Origin of the sequence: Xenorhabdus bharatensis (genome assembly GCF_037996705.1) — a bacterium.
Classification (GTDB): domain Bacteria; phylum Pseudomonadota; class Gammaproteobacteria; order Enterobacterales; family Enterobacteriaceae; genus Xenorhabdus; species Xenorhabdus bharatensis.
This window is the reverse complement of the sequence record NZ_JBBMXG010000010.1, coordinates 53,199-71,299: the sequence shown is the minus strand read 5'-3', so window position 1 is coordinate 71,299 and position 18,101 is coordinate 53,199. Positions and strand designations below refer to the sequence as shown.

At 46.1% G+C, this 18,101-nt stretch carries 12 protein-coding genes, 1 other RNA gene and 1 pseudogene; 8 read left to right on the top strand and 6 right to left on the bottom strand.

All coding sequences use genetic code 11. From position 1 onward, the window contains the following. Nucleotides 1-13: 13 nt before the first annotated feature. Nucleotides 14-736: a pirin family protein gene (locus AAC855_RS11175; RefSeq protein ID WP_340609655.1), complete on the top strand. Its 723-nt coding sequence runs from the start codon at nucleotides 14-16 to the stop codon at nucleotides 734-736. Nucleotides 737-779: 43 nt separating this feature from the next. Here AAC855_RS11175 and AAC855_RS11170 read toward each other — a convergent pair. Next, a pseudogene (locus AAC855_RS11170) lies at nucleotides 780-934 on the bottom strand (IS5/IS1182 family transposase); the annotation flags it as partial. A gap of 234 nt (nucleotides 935-1,168) precedes the next feature. On the opposite strand from AAC855_RS11170, the gene lpxP reads away from it, so the two are divergent. Next, the gene (gene lpxP, locus AAC855_RS11165) at nucleotides 1,169-2,092 is read left to right on the top strand and encodes a kdo(2)-lipid IV(A) palmitoleoyltransferase (RefSeq protein WP_340609654.1); all 924 of its coding nucleotides are present in this window, start codon (nucleotides 1,169-1,171) and stop codon (nucleotides 2,090-2,092) included. Nucleotides 2,093-2,338: 246 nt separating this feature from the next. On the opposite strand, the gene rnpB is transcribed toward lpxP, so the two are convergent. Then, nucleotides 2,339-2,724, bottom strand: an RNA gene (rnpB, locus tag AAC855_RS11160) — RNase P RNA component class A. A gap of 72 nt (nucleotides 2,725-2,796) precedes the next feature. Next, nucleotides 2,797-3,669, bottom strand: coding sequence for a 16S rRNA (cytidine(1402)-2'-O)-methyltransferase (gene rsmI, locus AAC855_RS11155; protein ID WP_340609653.1), 873 nt, complete (start codon nucleotides 3,667-3,669; stop codon nucleotides 2,797-2,799). A 63-nt stretch (nucleotides 3,670-3,732) separates the two neighbouring features. On the opposite strand from rsmI, the gene AAC855_RS11150 reads away from it, so the two are divergent. Genes AAC855_RS11150 through dolP form a run of 4 tightly spaced genes read left to right on the top strand, consistent with a single transcriptional unit; the run spans nucleotide 3,733 to nucleotide 7,294 of the window. Then, a complete protein-coding gene (locus AAC855_RS11150; protein WP_340609652.1) occupies nucleotides 3,733-5,628 on the top strand; it encodes a penicillin-binding protein activator in 1,896 nt (631 codons plus the stop codon). Nucleotides 5,629-5,688: 60 nt separating this feature from the next. Further along, nucleotides 5,689-6,078 (top strand): YraN family protein, encoded by a 390-nt coding sequence (locus tag AAC855_RS11145; RefSeq protein WP_340609651.1) that lies wholly within the window; start codon nucleotides 5,689-5,691, stop codon nucleotides 6,076-6,078. A gap of 38 nt (nucleotides 6,079-6,116) precedes the next feature. Beyond that, nucleotides 6,117-6,707, top strand: a complete 591-nt coding sequence (gene diaA / locus AAC855_RS11140) for a DnaA initiator-associating protein DiaA (RefSeq protein WP_099122317.1) — start codon at nucleotides 6,117-6,119, stop codon at nucleotides 6,705-6,707. A gap of 11 nt (nucleotides 6,708-6,718) precedes the next feature. Then, entirely contained in the window at nucleotides 6,719-7,294 is a 576-nt protein-coding gene (gene dolP, locus AAC855_RS11135; protein ID WP_340609650.1) for a division/outer membrane stress-associated lipid-binding lipoprotein, read from the top strand. A gap of 256 nt (nucleotides 7,295-7,550) precedes the next feature. On the opposite strand, the gene mtgA is transcribed toward dolP, so the two are convergent. From mtgA to arcB, 3 genes are all read right to left on the bottom strand, one after another. After that, nucleotides 7,551-8,261, bottom strand: coding sequence for a monofunctional biosynthetic peptidoglycan transglycosylase (gene mtgA, locus AAC855_RS11130; protein ID WP_340609649.1), 711 nt, complete (start codon nucleotides 8,259-8,261; stop codon nucleotides 7,551-7,553). A gap of 4 nt (nucleotides 8,262-8,265) precedes the next feature. After that, nucleotides 8,266-8,919, bottom strand: a complete 654-nt coding sequence (gene elbB / locus AAC855_RS11125) for an isoprenoid biosynthesis glyoxalase ElbB (RefSeq protein ID WP_340609648.1) — start codon at nucleotides 8,917-8,919, stop codon at nucleotides 8,266-8,268. A 236-nt stretch (nucleotides 8,920-9,155) separates the two neighbouring features. After that, nucleotides 9,156-11,495 (bottom strand): aerobic respiration two-component sensor histidine kinase ArcB, encoded by a 2,340-nt coding sequence (gene arcB, locus AAC855_RS11120; protein WP_340609646.1) that lies wholly within the window; start codon nucleotides 11,493-11,495, stop codon nucleotides 9,156-9,158. A 667-nt stretch (nucleotides 11,496-12,162) separates the two neighbouring features. Between arcB and gltB the strand changes: the two genes are divergently transcribed. Together gltB and AAC855_RS11110 are read left to right on the top strand one after the other, a co-directional pair. Further along, nucleotides 12,163-16,620: a glutamate synthase large subunit gene (gene gltB / locus AAC855_RS11115; protein WP_340609645.1), complete on the top strand. Its 4,458-nt coding sequence runs from the start codon at nucleotides 12,163-12,165 to the stop codon at nucleotides 16,618-16,620. A 9-nt stretch (nucleotides 16,621-16,629) separates the two neighbouring features. Next, nucleotides 16,630-18,048: a glutamate synthase small subunit gene (locus AAC855_RS11110; protein ID WP_340609644.1), complete on the top strand. Its 1,419-nt coding sequence runs from the start codon at nucleotides 16,630-16,632 to the stop codon at nucleotides 18,046-18,048. Nucleotides 18,049-18,101: the final 53 nt, after the last annotated feature.

Below are 18,101 nucleotides of genomic sequence, written 5' to 3'. Positions count from 1 at the left end.
GGAGAACATACTCATGATAATAACCAGAACAGCAAATCAGTGCGGAAGAGCCGATTACGGTTGGTTAAAAGCACAGTATACTTTTTCATTCGGTCACTATTTTGACCCAAATTTTTTGAACTATGGGGCACTACGAGTTCTTAATCAGGAAATACTCGCCCCACAAACAGAACTCAAGCCAAAGGCTTATCCTCATGTCGATATCCTGAATATTATTCTACAGGGTGAAGCGGAATATCGTGATAGCGCAGGAAACTACATTCAGGCGCATCAGGGGGACTGCCTGCTATTTTCCACTCGTCAGGATCTACGCTACAGCGAGCATAATCTCAGTAAGAAAAAACCTCTGCATCGCCTGCAAATCTGGCTTGATGCCAAACCGCATCAGGCTCCGCAACCGGTACAATGCAGGAGGTTAAGCACTCAGCCACTGTCATTACTGGCTTCACCAGCTTCCGGGAAAAACAGCATGCACCTGCGCCAATCAGCATGGATAAGCTACCTTATGCTACAAGCGGGTGACGCTCATAACCTTCCCTTACAGGGGAAACGTGCCTACCTACAATCTGTCAGTGGTAATGCTGAAATCCATGCTGACAGTAAGTCCGGCACAGCAAATCATGCCCATATCAGGTGTGGAGATGGAATATTTATTCAGGATGAAACACAACTGAACCTGCGGGCAACTTCTGCATTTCAGGGGGTGCTGATCGATTTGGGAAATCAATCACCCTGACCTGCTTTCTGACTAGGGCATATTAAGGTTTTGTATTCATCATTTACTCAACCCACATAGATAGCCATATCATGCCAGTGCCAATGTACTGGCGTAATTTTGCGCTAATTTCTCGTATCTTTTTGCAATTGCACGGAAATATTTTATTCTGAAAAACTTATTTTCGACTAAATGACGATAACGATATAAATCCTTATCCATCTTTTTATCCGAATTCCGGTTATTTGATGCGTTTTTTATGGTAGACAAGCCGGTTTTGTAGCATGAAGACAAATAGCTTAGCTTCTGCCGCACGGGATCTGATAACATGGGTCGTGGCATGATAGTTCGGGTGACGAGTTTTTTGGCGAAAATAAGATACCAAATTATCATGCCGATCAATTCCCTTTGAGTCAGCGTCAACACGCCCCAATGCCACTTAAGAAAGTTATAATGAAAAAAGAAGTTCGGTTCCGTCCTTTATTTTTGCACCCACGCTATTGGTTTACATGGTTTGGTCTCACTATTCTATGGTTGCTAGTTCAGCTTCCTTACCCTGTTCTGATGCGACTGGGAGCTGGCGCAGGTAAACTATCCCGTCACTTCCTTAAACGCCGCGAACGTATTACCTGCCGTAACATCGAACTCTGCTTTCCTCACATTAGTGAAGAAGAAAAAGAGAATATGATTGCGGCTAATTTTGCATCGCTGGGGATGGCACTGGCTGAAACCGGTATCGCTTGGTTCTGGTCTGACCGTGCAGTAAAGCGCTTGTTTAATGTTTCAGGTCTGGAGAATTTACATTCCGCACAGGGTGAAAAAAATGGAGTGATGTTAATCGGTATACATTTTATGTCACTGGAGCTGGGTGGCCGTATCAGTGGGTTGTGCCAACCGATGATGGCAATGTACCGGCCGCATAACAACTTAGTCATGGAATATGTTCAGACTAAAGGCCGTATGCGTTCAAATAAGGCAATGATTGATCGCCGAGATCTGAAAAAGATGGTTCGGTTTTTGAAACAAGGCGAATCAGTTTGGTTTGCTCCAGACTTGGATTACGGCCCTAAAGGCAGTACCTTTGCGCCATTTTTCGCGGTAGAAAAAGCAGCGACAACCAATGGCACTTTTGTTTTATTCCGTCTGGCTAAACCTGCGATGGTACCAATCATATTGATCCGTAATAAAAATAACGATGGATATAAACTGATTATCGAACCGGCACTTAACAATTATCCTCATACTGATGAAGCATCCGCAGCCGCTTATATGAACAAAGTCATTGAAAGGCAAATAATGTATGCTCCCGAACAATACCTTTGGTTACACCGCCGCTTTAAAACCCGTCCAGCAGGTGAAAAATCACTATATGGCTAAGTGTAAAGTAGGTTACCAATCTATTTGGTTGTTTCATGCCACACATGCGACTAGAGCGTGTTGATATTTTGTCTCCATCATTGACTCGACCCACATGGATACCCAGATAATGACAAATGCCAGTGCCAATGTGCTGGCATAATTTTGCGCCAATTCACTCAATTTCCTTCGAGCAAACGTCTACACGCCCTAATATCCTGAATAAAAGAAGAAGCCCCATAAAGCTGACGCTTTATGGGGCTGAATCTGTGGAGTTGGCCGATAAGCCGGGTTCTGTCGTGGACAATCATTCATCTAGGCCAGAACTTACGCGCTGGCTCAAGCAACCTACCCGGGTTCGATACGGGCCGTACCATGTGAACCTCTATTTGGTCTTGCTCCGGGTGGAGTTTACCGTGCCACGGACTGTTACCAGCCGCGCGGTGCGCTCTTACCGCACCCTTTCACCCTTACCTGATCTCAGCTTCTCACGAAGAAAGGCTGAGCCATCGGCGGTTTGCTCTCTGTTGCACTGGTCGTAGGCTTTCACCCCCCAGACGTTATCTGGCACCCTGCCCTGTGGAGCCCGGACTTTCCTCCCCTTTACTTTTCCCCGAAGAGAGCAGTAAAGCAGCGACTGTCTAGCCAACTCCGGCGCGGATTATAAGGGGTTTATTTCCTGATGTATAGGAGTTTTCATACATTCCCCTTATACACAATGGATTTCACATTTCAGCTTCATTTTGTTCAATAGCATAGCGATACAGGGCATTTTTCTTAACGCCGTGAATCTCAGCGGCCAAAGCCGCTGCTTTCTTCAACGGCAGCTCTTTTTGTAATAATGCCAATGTCCGTAATGCTTCCGGCGGGAGGCTGTCATCTGCGGGTTTATGATACCCTTCAACAATCAACACCATTTCTCCGCGACGGCGAGTTTCATCCTCCCTGATCCATGCCAGTAACTCTCCCACAGGCATACCCTGAATAGATTCCCATGTTTTCGTCAGCTCTCGCGCCAACACCACATATCGCTCTGCTCCCCAGACTTCAACAATATCTTCTAAGCTGTCCAGCAAACGATGCGTGGATTCATAGAAAATCATTGTTCTTGATTCCTGTGCCAAATCACGCAGCGCATCCTGACGCCCTTTGCTTTTGGCGGGCAGAAAACCTTCATAGCAAAACCGATCTGAAGGCAGACCGGCAGCAGATAATGCCGCAATTGCCGCACAAGGCCCCGGCAACGGCACAACACTAATTCCGGCTTCACGACAGCGGCGGACAAGGTGATAGCCCGGATCATTAATTAATGGTGTTCCGGCATCAGAGACGAGCGCAATACTTAAACCCTGTTGTAATTTCGCAATTAATTGATCTGCTTTCTGCTGTTCATTATGATCATGAAGTGCGAACATGCGCGCATTAATGGCAAAATGTTGAAGTAACAGGCCGGTATGTCGCGTATCTTCGGCAGCAATCAAATCGACATGTTTAAGAACTTCAAGTGCGCGCTGAGTGATATCCCCCAGATTTCCGATAGGAGTTGGCACAACATACAGCGTAGATGTCGTAACCACTGCTCGATTGGTTTGATTCATTGTTTCATCCGAATGACCGATTTAAAATTGAGCATCTTTGAAAAAAACATCACTGGATACAGTATGCTTCCCTCAATTTTTGTGCGTTTCAAAACTGGTTTAGTCTGCACAGCATTGCTGACAACTATGATTATTGCAGGGTGTACCATGCCTACACCACAAGGGCAACCACCTTCTGAGCCACAAGACAAGATCAGCGCAGAGATTAACCGCTATCAAGCCATTATTGATAGTGCAGGCAACCAGCCTTCTCTGGAGGTCATCCGTGCTTATATCGCACTGGAGCCCAAGATAGAAAATGAATCCGCACACCAGCAAAACATTGATGATACTTGGCAGGCACTGACTCACCTCACTGCCCAGCAGCTCAGCGAATTGGTCATTAATGCCAATGAATACACTCTTCAGGGTTGGCTCGACCTACTCAATGCTTATCAGACCAATAAACAGGATACTGACAAACTTCGTTCTGCCATTCGGGACTGGCAAATTCGTTATCCGGAAAACCCCGCTGTTCAGAGCTTGCCTACCTCTCTGAAACAAATGTTGCATGTCACTCAAGACCAACAGGCCAGTATCGGGCTTTTCCTGCCGTTGAGTGGTCAGGCGAAAGCATTTGGTGATGCGATTCGTCAGGGGTTTCTGGATGCACAAAAAGGGCTGCCAAAGCCTGAGCTGCCTGTAAATACATCAACTGTAACGCCGAGTGGTGCCGTCGATAATACTTCTAATACTTCTGTTGATACTGATTCCGTTGATACCAATTCTGTTGACACGAATTCTGTTGATAGCAGCATGACCAAGACAGTGGAAGCCGATCAGGCGATAACAGCGGATACCGCCGAAACAGATATGACAGGGCAATTCACCATTAATTCAGTTCCTGTCAATCATCAGGTGGTGAAAATCTATGATACCGACAGCCAGCCTTTGGCTAATCTGCTGGCACAAGCAGAGCAGGACGGAGTCACTCTCGTCGTCGGCCCTCTGCTGAAACCTCAGGTAGAACAGTTAGTACAGATAAATACTCCGTTAAATATTCTGGCATTGAATAAACCGGATACAACACAACTTCATCCTAATTTCTGTTACTTCTCCCTGTCACCTGAGGACGAGGCTAAAAGCGCAGCGCAGCATATCTGGCAGCAACAGAAACATAATCCATTGGTATTAGTACCACGCTCTGCATTAGGCAGCAGAGTGGCAAATGCCTTCGCAACTGAATGGCAGCAATTAGGAGGTTCCACAGTATTACAGCAATCCTTCGGCACAGTGGCGGAAATGAGAAAATCCATGAACCGTGGTGTCGGCATCCGTATGTCCGGAACCGCAATCCCGGTCAGCAGTTCTGCTCCTGATGACAATGAAACGCAATTTGCTGATACAACACAAGCAGATAAGCTCTTACCCGTTGTCACCAGCACATCTCATGGCTCGGTTGATGCGGTCTACATTGTAGCAACAACCGATGAGCTGACACTCATCAAGCCAATGATTGATATGGCAATCAGCTCCCGCAAAAAACCGGCTCTTTATGCCAGTTCACGCAGTAATAAAGCCGATGCCGGCCCGGATTTTCGTCTGGAAATGGATGGCATGCAGTTCAGCGATGTCCCATTATTGACAGGAGCGAATGTTCCATTGATGAGGCAGGCTGCCAGTAAATTCGGAAATGATTACTCTCTGATGCGCCTCTACGCAATGGGAATTGATGCTTGGTCACTGGCTAATCATTTTACCCAACTACAACAAGCCAGCGGTTTTAATATGAATGGTGAATCAGGTGAACTCTCCACCACAAATGGTTGTACAATATATCGCCAGTTGCCATGGATGCAATTCAGCAACGGGCGCATTATGTCGGAGAGCCGCATGACAGAAAATAACGCAGCCGGAAATACTGACAGTACGCTGAACAATACTACAGATAGCTCAGCTACTGACAATAATGCCGGATAGAGCCTGAATGCAGTAAGTCAGCTCAATAAATAACATCTTCTTTTGAGTGGTCATTTCAGGATGAAAAAGCCCCGAATTAATCGTTACGCGCAGGGATGCCATTACGAACAGCAGGTTAAACAGTTTCTGCAAAAACAAGGTCTTGTGTTTATCGCAGAGAATGTGAAAATTCGTGGTGGAGAAATCGATCTGATTATGCGTGACAAGCAGGTCTGGGTTTTCGTTGAAGTTCGTTTCCGCCAGAATGCACAATATGGTGATGCCATTGCTACAATTACCCAGAGCAAACGCAGAAAGTTATTGCATACGGCTTCGGTCTGGCTTTACCAGCGTAATGAATCTCTTGATACTGCGGCCTGCCGTTTTGATGTTTGCGCAATTACCGGTCAAAAATTTGAATGGCTGAAAGATGCCTTCAATTTAAATGAAAACCTATCTGATAGGTTCTGAATTTCAATAAATATATTATCAATAATATAGGTCATAACGTGCTGGATAGAATTAAAGTCTGCTTTACCGAAAGTATTCAAACGCAAATCGCGGCAGCAGAGGCATTACCGGACGCCATTTCACGCGCCGCAATGATGATGGTTCAATCACTGCTGAATGGCAACAAGATCCTCTGCTGTGGCAATGGCGGATCCGCCGCGACAGCACAGCGTTTTGCCGCCAGTATGATAAATAGATTTGAAACAGAGCGGCCAAGTCTGCCAGCATTGTCATTGAATGCTGATAATGTTGTTATCACTGCCATCGCCGGCAGCAGACAGCCGGAAGAAATCTACGCTAAGCAGGTCCGGGCTCTCGGGCAGGCCGGAGATGTTCTGCTGGCTATTTCTACGCATGGTAACAGCCGGGCTATCATTAAAGCCGTAGAAGCCGCCGTTACCCGCGATATGACTATTGTTGCACTGACAGGTTTCGATGGCGGTGAGTTAGCCGGATTACTGGGACCACAGGATGTGGAAATCCGTATTCCTTCTCACCACAGTGTCAGGATTCAGGAAGTCCATATGCTGACAATTAACTGTCTGTGTGACTTAATCGACAATACTTTATTTCCTCATCAGGATGACTAAGGAGCCAAATAATGCGGTTACTCTCTCTATTACTGGTATTTTGCAGCACAATGTTACTACAGGGGTGTATTGGTGCAGCCCTCGTAGGCTCTGCAGCAATTGCTACCAAAGCAGGAACGGATCCACGGACGGTTGGGCAACAAGTGGACGATACAACTCTGGAAGCTCGTGTCAGTAATGCCATTAGCAAAGATCCACAAATTAAGTCTCAGTCCCGTATCGTAACGACGGTTTATCAGGGAAAGGTTCTGTTAACCGGACAAAGCCCGAATATGCAGTTGGCAGAGCGGGCAAAACAGATAGCGTCGAAAACTGAAGGTGTCAGTGTGGTCTATAACGAAATCAGGCAGGGAGAACCCGTTTCTCTTGGTACTGCATCAGTAGATGCCTGGCTGACAACGAAAGTACGTTCAAAAATTCTGGCCAGCGATGCTGTGAAGTCATCAAATATCAAAGTGGTGACTGAAAATGGCGAAGTCTTTTTATTCGGGATTGTGACCAAACAAGAAGGCGCTGATGCGGCAAAAATTGCCAGTGAAACTGATGGCATTAAACGTGTAACTACCGCATTTACTTATCTCGACTAACCGGCGGGTTATTTTTACAAGCAGAGCAGCATAAAACAGAGCTGCTTTGCTTGTACTTCTATACCCTATGGATTTCGGGTTGCATCACGGCTGTAATCGAATTCATCCCCGGGAGCATAGATAACTATGTAACTGGGTGACTGGGTGACTGGGTGACTGGGGTGAGTGAGCGCAGCCAACAAAGAGGCAACTTAAAAGACGACGGGGATATATCCGCCATCTTTTTTCAGGCAGTACCATATACCACATTATATCTTCAGTTTATTTGAGTCAGAAAATGCTTCCCTCCCAATAACTGCATTTGGCGTAATATCCATTGCTGGCGTTGCAGCACATAGGCAGAAGGTGCATCAACCCGGTAGCGTATCGGATTTGGTAATACTGCCGCCAGAAGAGCAGCTTCAGAAGCGGTCAGCCGGCTGGCGGGTTTACCGAAATAGTGTCGGGACGCGGCTTCCACACCAAAAATTCCCCTGCCAAATTCAGCAATATTCAGATAGACAGTTAAAATACGTTTCTTTGACCACATCAGCTCCAGACCCATTGCCATTCCTGCCTCCAAGCCTTTCCTTACCCAACTGCGCCCTTCCCACAGGAATAAATTCTTGGCAGTTTGCTGAGTGATGGTAGAAGCACCACGTATCCGTTTCTGATCTTTTTTATTATGTTCCACGGCCATTTTTATCGCAGAAAAATCAAATCCCCAGTGTTCTGGAAATCGTTGATCCTCGGCAGCAATCACGGCTAATGCGATATAAGGTGAGATTTGATCTTGATCCACCCAAACAGAGCGAGAAACATAAGATAAATTAATTGAGATCAACGCATCTACCTGTCTTTCCAGCATCACCATAGAAAACGGCACTGGCAGAAATGAAAATGTGATTACAGCAACAAACCACAAAAAAGTGATCGTAAGCACAATTTTCTTCAACCAGCGCCATAATATTGAAAAAGAGTTTCGCATCCTGTTACTCAATCATTTCCAATATTTTTCTGACTAGTTTATCGATCCCTATTTCAGCCTCAGACAAGGATTGAGCCAGCATATATGCTGGGGTTGTTACAATTTTGTTTTCAAAATCAATAACAATATCGTCAACCGGGCATTCAATATGAATCCCGCCCATTTTCTCTATCTGTGATACCGTTTCAGGATCATTACCTATGGTGACTTTTATCGGTTCGCCTAATATTTTAGGCACCATCACAGGAGCAATACACATAAACCCCATCGGCTTACCTTTTTTGTGCATATCCTGAACGATACTTAAAAATTCTTTATTTATTTCGCATTCAAATCCTTTAAATGCGAAATTACATAAATTTTTAGCTGCGCCAAAACCTCCGGGAACGATAAGTGCATCCAATGTGTCGGCATTAATTTCAGATAATGGCTGAATATTCCCTCTTGTTATGCGGGCTGATTCTTCCATTATGTGACGTATTTCTTGTTTTTCCTCTCCATTAAGATGATTAATTACATGATGTTGTGACTCATCTGGAGAAAAAAAAGACACTTCAGCGCCTAAACGGCTCAAAGAGAGCATAGTTAGGACTGATTCATGAATTTCACTCCCGTCATAGACTCCACATCCACTTAATATCACTGCAACAGATTTCATATTTATCTCCATTTGTAGTAGATTAATGCTTAACCCCTTAGAGGGTTAAACACCAATTTTCATCACAGATTTTAATGAATCTTGTAACAAAAAATCTTATCTTTGCTATGTTGGTACTTGTGTTCTGTGTGAAAGAATTCTCTAATTACTCGCGCCTAAAAAAAATCTTAGATTAGCGGGTAAACAAGTTTCCCTGGTGTTGGCGCAGTATTCGCGCACCCCAACTTCGGTTGGGGTTATTTTTTTGTAACGTTAGTTAACCAGTTTCTTAATGTTTCCGTATCATTTTTCCATTCCTGATTTAACTCATCTACCCACTCTTGCACGTTATCCCACCACGCGGGTAAATCCGGTGACTGGATCTGTTGTGCTAACTGTTGCAGATGACGCAATCCGACAGAGCCAGCAGCGCCTTTAATTTTATGAGCCTCTTCTACAATCCCTTTTTGGTCTCTCGCCGTCATATTTGAGTCCAATAAGGCAAGATAGCCCGGCATCATGTCTTCAAAAATAGTCAGGTTATCGATGACCATTTTCGGCCCGACCAGATCGATATACTGATTAAGCATCTCAGTATCGAGTAACTCTTCCTCTTTCTTCGGCTCAGTGAATTCCGGTAATACAGTTTCAGCCTCCGTTGACCTGCCCCAGAATTTTTCCATTACCGCAGTCAGTTCCTTAACAGAAAGAGGCTTACTGAGTACTTCATCCATACCAGCATCAAGATATTCTTTTTTGTCTTTCAATACATTGGCAGTCAGAGCGATCAGAGGGGGAAGCGTGTGATTCGGGTAACGCTGATGTAATTCGCGGGCAACATCCAGACCCGTCATATCCGGTAACTGAATATCAAGCAGCACCAGATCATATTCATCAGGATCAAACATATCCAGAGCATCGACACCAGTCATGGCCACATCCACACTATTACCCAGTTTCTCCAGAACAGAACGGGCAACAATCACATTCAGTTCAATATCCTCAACCAAGAGAATATTAAGGGCAGGTAATGGCAACGCGTCTTCTTCTTCCATCCCTTCCGCATTTTCATCAATCGCAGGAGCGATAATAGATAAGGTAAAACAGGAACCTTTTCCGACTGTGCTATTGACTGTGATATCTCCCCCCATAGCTTGAGCAAGCCGTTTCGACACTGCCAGCCCGATCCCTGTCCCTGTTGCCGGACGACCACCAGCGCTGTCTCTTACCTGATAATACATGGCGAATATTTTTTCTAATTCATCAGCAGGGATACCAATACCAGAATCAGTCACCTCAAATAGCAGGCAATCCCCTTTTTCACGCCAGATACGAACTCTGATTTCCCCTTTCTGGGAAAACTTCACGGCATTACCAATTAAATTCCATAGGATCTGACGCAGGCGGGTTCCATCCGCCAATATTCTGGCCGGTAGTGGCAGCTCAGGTTCCAGTACAAAACGGATCCCTTTTGGCTGTGCCAGCAATCCGGAGATGTTCTCCAAATCTGCTATAAAACTGGTAAAATCAATTGGTTGGCTGTCGAGCTGAATTTTTCGGCGCTCAATCTTATCCAACTCGATGATATCATTGAAAATATTACCCAGCGTAATTGCGCTGACATGGATCGTTTTCAGATAGTTGCCTTGTTCTGGTGTCAGGTGGGTATCCATCAGAATACGGCTTAAACCGACAATGCCATTTAAAGGCGTACGAAGCTCATGGCTAATCGTAGAGATAAACGTGGTTTTGTCCCTGCTGGCATTCTCCAGCGCATCCTGATAGCGCTTACGCTCGGTGATATCGCGACCGAATCCCATCAGTCCATGCCGCTTACCGATACGATCATAAAAAGGAACTTTTCTCAGCTCAAAACAGGCCTTGCGCCCATCAGGATAAACCAGCCACTGCTCATAGGTCAGCGAGACATTGTGCCGGAAGACTTTTTCATCCGTCTCCATTACCTTATTGGCAATTTCTTCATCGTAGACTTCTGTCGGTGTCAGACCAATCAATTGCTTTTCACTTTTACCGGTCAACAGCTCCATTGCGCGGTTACAACCGGAAAATTCATTGTCTTCATTGCGGTAGTAAACCAGATCAGGCGAAGCATCAAGAAACGAACGTAACAGAACGGATTGTTGTTCAAGTTCAATCTGTGTTTTTTCGCGGTGCTCCATCTCTAATTTCAGTTTATCCAGCAGAACCAGATGTGCCTGTTCCGCTTTTTCTCTTTCACTGATTTCCTGATTCAGTTGGGTAATATTGTCTTTTAGCTGTTGATTCAGTTTCGCATCACGCTGACGCATTTCCTCCAGCTTAGCTACCAGACTGGATAAACGTTGGCGTGACTCTTCAAGCTGTTCCACAACAATAGAGAGAAAATAGACAGCCCACGGTGTAATTAATAAACCAAAGAAAATAGAACGGATTAAATCAATACGCTGGACTTCCCCATGCAAGACGAAAGTGACGGCCATTTGCATCGTCATTGCCAGAATTACCAGAACAGACGCCAGTAGTAATGAAAAACGGACAAGCCCGAGTTTCATCATTAAATCAACGTAATATTGGGCAAGCCCCCTGATAAACTTCATAACAGCTCCAAGTAAAATCACCAGATTGCATCATAGCCTAAAAAAAGCCTGACTTCGTTAGGGGATATTATTTCCCATTCCTGAATGGAATAAAAAATCACAAAAACAGAATAATAAATCAATACCGAATTTAACTGCCCACGACAGGCTAAAAAACAAACAATGATTTACACTTAACAAACACAAAATACACAAATACATTCTTACAAAAGCGATAAAAAAAGATTAATAAACCAATAAAAACCAGTTTTAAAGCATATTCAAAACGCACATTAGGTGTAGAATGGTGATATAAATCACATCATATCCAAGTCATGACACACGTCACAAAACGGGTTATTAACGATAATATTACATATATTCAATAAATTAACCCTATTTCCATCATTAAAAACACCGTTAGACACAATTTGACCTACTTTATTTTTCTCGTTAAGTTGGGAATTCACTGAAAATCACCTGCTGGTTTTTTATCCAGCTCATATTTATGCAGTGCCCTTATACAGAAACACAACATCATTTTTGCTGTCTGTTATTCGCGGTAAATGGTACTGCCGATAAGACAAGCAACATTTGACTGAGGGCGCAATTCAGACGCCTGTAGAAATAATGATTTATATCATCACGTAATTGATGTGAGAGTCGGACAGAACTTGAGGGATTTACCATGTTGTATGACAAATTACAGGAAAAAGATAACTGTGGCTTTGGGCTAATCGCACATATTGAAGGGGAACAAAGCCATAAAGTGGTGCGTACAGCAATACATGCACTAGCCAGAATGCAACATCGGGGAGCAATTCTGGCAGACGGGAAAACCGGCGACGGCTGTGGTTTATTAATGCAAAAACCTGACCGGTTTTTCCAGATGCTCGCTCATGAACAATCGTGGCGGCTGGCAAAAAACTACGCCGTCGGTATGCTGTTTTTGAGTCAGGATAGCCAAATCGCTCAGGCATGCCGCGATATTATTGAGCAGGAGTTAGAACATGAAACCCTGTCTATCGCTGGATGGCGGGAAGTCCCTACCAATCAGGATATTTTGGGCAATATCGCCCTGTCCAGCCTTCCCCGTATTGAACAAATCTTTGTAAATGCCCCAGCCGGATGGCGATCGCAGGATTTAGAGCGCAGGCTGTTCATTGTCCGGCGTCGCGTGGAAAAACGCATTACTGATGAAGATTTTTATATTTGCAGCCTTTCCAATGTAGTCACTATTTATAAAGGGCTATGTATGGCGGCTGATTTACCACGCTTCTATCCGGATTTAGCCGATTTGCGGATGGAATCTGCGATCTGCCTTTTCCACCAGCGGTTTTCAACGAATACCGTTCCCCGCTGGCCGCTGGCTCAGCCGTTCCGCTATCTGGCTCACAATGGAGAAATCAACACGATCACCGGAAACCGCGAGTGGGCAAGGGCTAGAGCTTACAAGTTTCGCACTCCTTTGATCCCGGACTTACAAACTGCAGCACCTTTTGTCAATGAAACAGGCTCCGATTCCAGTTCACTGGATAACATGCTGGAGCTGTTTCTCAACGGAGGGATGGATTTAATCCGCGCCATGCGTTTACTTGTCCCGCCAGCATGGCAGAACAATCCAGATATGGATGATGATCTGCGCGCCTTTTTTGATTTTAACTCCATGCATATGGAGCCGTGGGACGGCCCTGCCGGTATTGTTATTTCTGACGGGCGTTATGCAGCTTGTAACCTTGACCGCAACGGTTTACGTCCGGCCCGTTATGTCATTACCAAGGATAAACTGATTACCTGTGCTTCCGAAGTGGGAATATGGGATTATCAACCCGATGAAGTCGTCGAGAAAGGGCGTGTCGGACCGGGCGAATTAATGGTGATCGACACCCGGAAAGGCCGGATTCTGCACTCTGCGGAAACAGATAATGATTTAAAAAACCGCCATCCTTATAAAGAATGGCTGGAAAAAAACGTCAGGCATCTGACACCATTCGAAAAATTACCGGAAGCGCGGGTTGGTAAACGAGATTTAGATGATCGTATGCTGGCAACCTATCAAAAACAGTTTGCTTACAGTAATGAAGAGTTGGATCAGATTATCCGTGTACTCGGTGAGAATGGTCAGGAAGCAACCGGTTCAATGGGCGATGACACGCCATTTGCCGTCCTTTCCAGCCGCCCACGTATTATCTATGACTATTTCCGCCAGCAGTTTGCTCAGGTAACCAACCCTCCGATTGATCCGCTGCGTGAAGCACATGTTATGTCGCTGTCCACCCGCATCGGCAGGGAAATGAATGTCTTTTCTGAAGCAGAAGGTCAGGCTCACCGTCTGAGTTTTGAATCACCGGTGCTGCTTTATCCGGATTTCGTGCAACTGACACAGCAGCAGGAATCTTATTACCGGGCAGAAACGTTGGATTTAACCTTTAATCCACAGGAGATCACGCTTAAAAATGCCGTCTCAGCCCTGTGCGAACAGGCTGAAAAACTTGTCCGTGATGGTGCAGTCTTACTGGTGTTGTCTGACCGCGATATCTCTCCTGAAAAATTACCGATCCCTGCACCAATGGCCGTTGGAGCCATCCAGCATTGTCTGGTGGAAAAAAGCCTGCGTTGCGATGCCAACCTGATAGTCGAAACAGCCAGTGCCCGTGATCCTCACCACTTTGCTGTGCTGCTTGGATTTGGGGCTACCGCGGTTTACCCTTATCTGGCGTACGAGTCCTTAGGCAAAATGATCGATGACGGTACACTCACGACCCCATATGCCCGCGTGATGCTGAATTATCGTAATGGCATCAATAAAGGGCTATATAAGATCATGTCCAAAATGGGGATTTCCACAATATCCTCCTATCGTTGCTCTAAATTATTTGAAACTGTCGGTTTGCATTCCGAAGTAACAGATATCTGCTTCAATGGTGTGGTCAGCCGTATTGAAGGCGCTGATTTCAGTGATTTTGAGCAGGATTTGCATAATCTCTCCAAACGAGCCTGGCTGCACCGCCATACCATCGAGCAAGGTGGGCTGCTGAAATATGTCCACGACGGAGAGTATCACGCGTATAACCCTGATGTTGTCAGCACGTTACAGGCAGCCGTCCACAGCGGTAATTACAGCGATTACCAGAAATACTCACAATTAGTCAACGGTCGCCCGGTAACGACACTGCGCGACTTACTGGCGATCTCACCAAAAGATGACCCCGTTCCCATTGAAGAGGTCGAGCCGGCAGAAGAGCTGTTTAAGCGTTTTGATACCGCTGCTATGTCAATTGGCGCTCTGAGTCCTGAGGCTCATGAAGCGTTGGCTGAAGCAATGAATACATTGGGTGGTTTCTCCAACTCAGGGGAAGGCGGAGAAGACCCTGCCCGTTATGGTACGAAAAAAGTTTCCCGCATTAAGCAAGTTGCCTCCGGGCGCTTTGGTGTTACACCTGCCTACTTAAGTAGCGCCGATGTGATTCAGATTAAAATTGCTCAAGGGGCAAAACCCGGAGAAGGCGGGCAATTACCGGGGGATAAGGTCACGCCTTATATTGCCAGACTACGTTACTCAATCCCCGGTGTGACACTTATTTCCCCCCCACCGCATCATGATATTTATTCTATCGAAGATTTAGCTCAGCTCATTTTCGACCTGAAACAGATCAATCCCAAGGCACTGATTTCCGTTAAGCTGGTGTCTGAGCCGGGAGTAGGCACAATTGCTACAGGGGTAGCAAAAGCCTATGCAGATCTTATCACTATCGCCGGTTATGATGGCGGAACAGGCGCAAGTCCTCTCTCCTCAGTTAAATATGCCGGCTGTCCCTGGGAGCTTGGTCTGGTAGAGACCCAGCAGGCTCTGGTTGCCAATGGCCTACGCCACAAAATCCGTCTTCAGGTTGATGGCGGGTTGAAAACCGGGGTCGATATTATTAAGGCGGCGATTTTAGGTGCGGAAAGTTTTGGCTTTGGCACAGGGCCGATGGTCGCCCTCGGCTGTAAATATCTGAGGATCTGCCACCTCAATAACTGTGCTACCGGAGTGGCAACGCAGGATGAAAAACTGCGCCAGTCCCATTATCACGGGCTGCCGGAACGCGTGATTAATTACTTTCACTTTATTGCACAAGAAACGCGTGAAATTCTGGCGCAATTGGGCGTCCGCAAGCTAACAGATCTGATTGGCCGCACAGACTTACTTAACATACTGGCAGGTATCTCTGCCAAACAAAGTAAACTCAATCTTGAGCCTCTGTTGGAAACCGCACAGCCCCACGAAGGCAAGGAACAACACTGTACAGAAGATAATCCTTCTTTTGATCTGGGAATTCTGAATAAAGCGATTGTCAAACAGGCTCTGCCTTACGTAGAAAAATCGCAGAGTAAGTCATTCTATTTCGATATCCAGAATACAGATCGTTCTGTCGGTGCAGCATTATCCGGAATCATAGCAACCATGCACGGTGATCAGGGGCTGGCCGGCAATCCCATAAAACTGCATTTTTCAGGAACAGCCGGGCAAAGTTTTGGGGTCTGGAATGCGGGTGGGGTTGAACTGACACTCACCGGCGATGCCAATGATTACGTCGGCAAGGGGATGGCTGGCGGACAAATTGTTATCCTGCCTCCGGTTGGCTCAGCATTCAAAAGTCATGAAGCGACGATTATTGGCAATACCTGCCTTTATGGGGCAACCGGTGGAAAACTATTTGCTGCGGGTCGTGCCGGTGAACGCTTTGCCGTAAGAAATTCAGGCACCATCACTGTGGTTGAAGGTATCGGCGATAATGGCTGTGAATATATGACCGGCGGGATAGTTTGTGTACTGGGTGACACTGGCGTCAACTTCGGCGCAGGCATGACCGGAGGATTCGCTTATGTTCTCGATGAATCCGATGATTTCCGCAAACGGGTTAATCCAGAATTAGTCGAAGTGCTCTCAATGGATACCCTTACCATTCATAAAGAACATCTGCGCGGATTAATCACTGAACACGTTCGCCTGACCGGCTCCCCACATGGTGAAAGTATTCTGGAAAACTGGTCACAGTGGGTCGATAAATTCGCATTGGTTAAGCCTAAATCCAGTGATGTCAGCGCGCTGCTGGGGCATCGCAGCCGTTCCAGCGCAGAATTACGGGTTCAGGCACAGTAGGAGTCAGGAATGAGTCAGAATGTTTATCAGTTTATCGATCTACAGCGTGTCGATCCTCCGAAAAAAGCGCTGAAAGTCCGCAAAATAGAATTTGTGGAGATTTATGAACCTTTCTCTGAAATTCAGGCCGAAGCTCAGGCAGATCGATGCCTTGACTGCGGTAATCCCTACTGTGAGTGGAAATGCCCGGTACATAACTATATTCCGAACTGGCTGAAGTTAGCCAATGAAGGACGCATTATTGAAGCCGCAGAGCTATCTCATCAGACCAACAGCCTGCCGGAAGTCTGTGGGCGGGTTTGCCCGCAGGATCGCCTGTGTGAAGGTGCCTGTACGCTGAATGACGATTTTGGGGCTGTCACCATCGGCAATATTGAGCGTTATATCAATGATACCGCCATTGCAATGGGCTGGAAGCCGGATATGTCACATGTGATCCCGACCGGTAAACGGGTTGCGGTCATTGGAGCAGGGCCGGCCGGACTGGCCTGTGCTGATGTTCTGGCACGCAATGGTGTACAAGCTGTCGTTTACGATCGCCACCCTGAAATTGGCGGTTTACTGACGTTTGGGATCCCGGCATTCAAACTGGAAAAAGAAGTGATGAGTCGTCGCCGTGAAATTTTCGCCGGAATGGGTATCGAATTCTGCCTGAACACGGAGATAGGTAAAGATGTTGCTCTTGCTGAGCTCATAAAGCAATTTGATGCCGTTTTTTTGGGCGTCGGGACTTATCAGTCTATTCATGCCGATCTGGAAAATGAAAATGCCAATGGAGTATACGATGCTCTACCCTTTCTCATCGCTAACACTCGCCAATTAATGGGCTATGAAGAATCACCAGAACAACCCTATATTGATATGAAAGGTAAGCGGGTTCTGGTTTTGGGGGGTGGTGATACCGCGATGGATTGCGTACGCACTGCTGTCCGTCAGGGGGCAAGTCATGTGATTTGCGCCTACCGGCGGGATGAAGAGAATATGCCGGGCTCCCGCCGTGAAGTGAAGAACGCACGGGAAGAAGGTATCGATTTCCAATTCAATCTTCAGCCTATCAGCATTGAGGTTAATCATAACGGGTATGTTTGTGGGGTCAGAATGGCCCAGACACGATTAGGCGAAATGGATGAAAAAGGACGCCGGCAGGCGGAGCTCATTCCCGATTCGGAGTTTGTCATTAATGCCGATGCTGTCATTATGGCATTTGGTTTCAAGCCGCATTCCATGACATGGCTGGATGAGCATCAGATCAATCTTGACCGACAAGGGCGTATTATCGCTCCTGAATCCAGCATTTTGTCGTTTCAGACCAGTAACCCTAAAATCTTCGCTGGTGGGGATGCTGTTCGAGGATCTGACCTAGTCGTTACCGCTATTGCTGAAGGCAGAAAAGCCGCCTCCGGTATTCTCGACTACCTTGAAGTCTAATTTAATTTTCTCCTGAATCCTTCTCCGGTCTTCTGGCCGGAGAAAATCCTGCC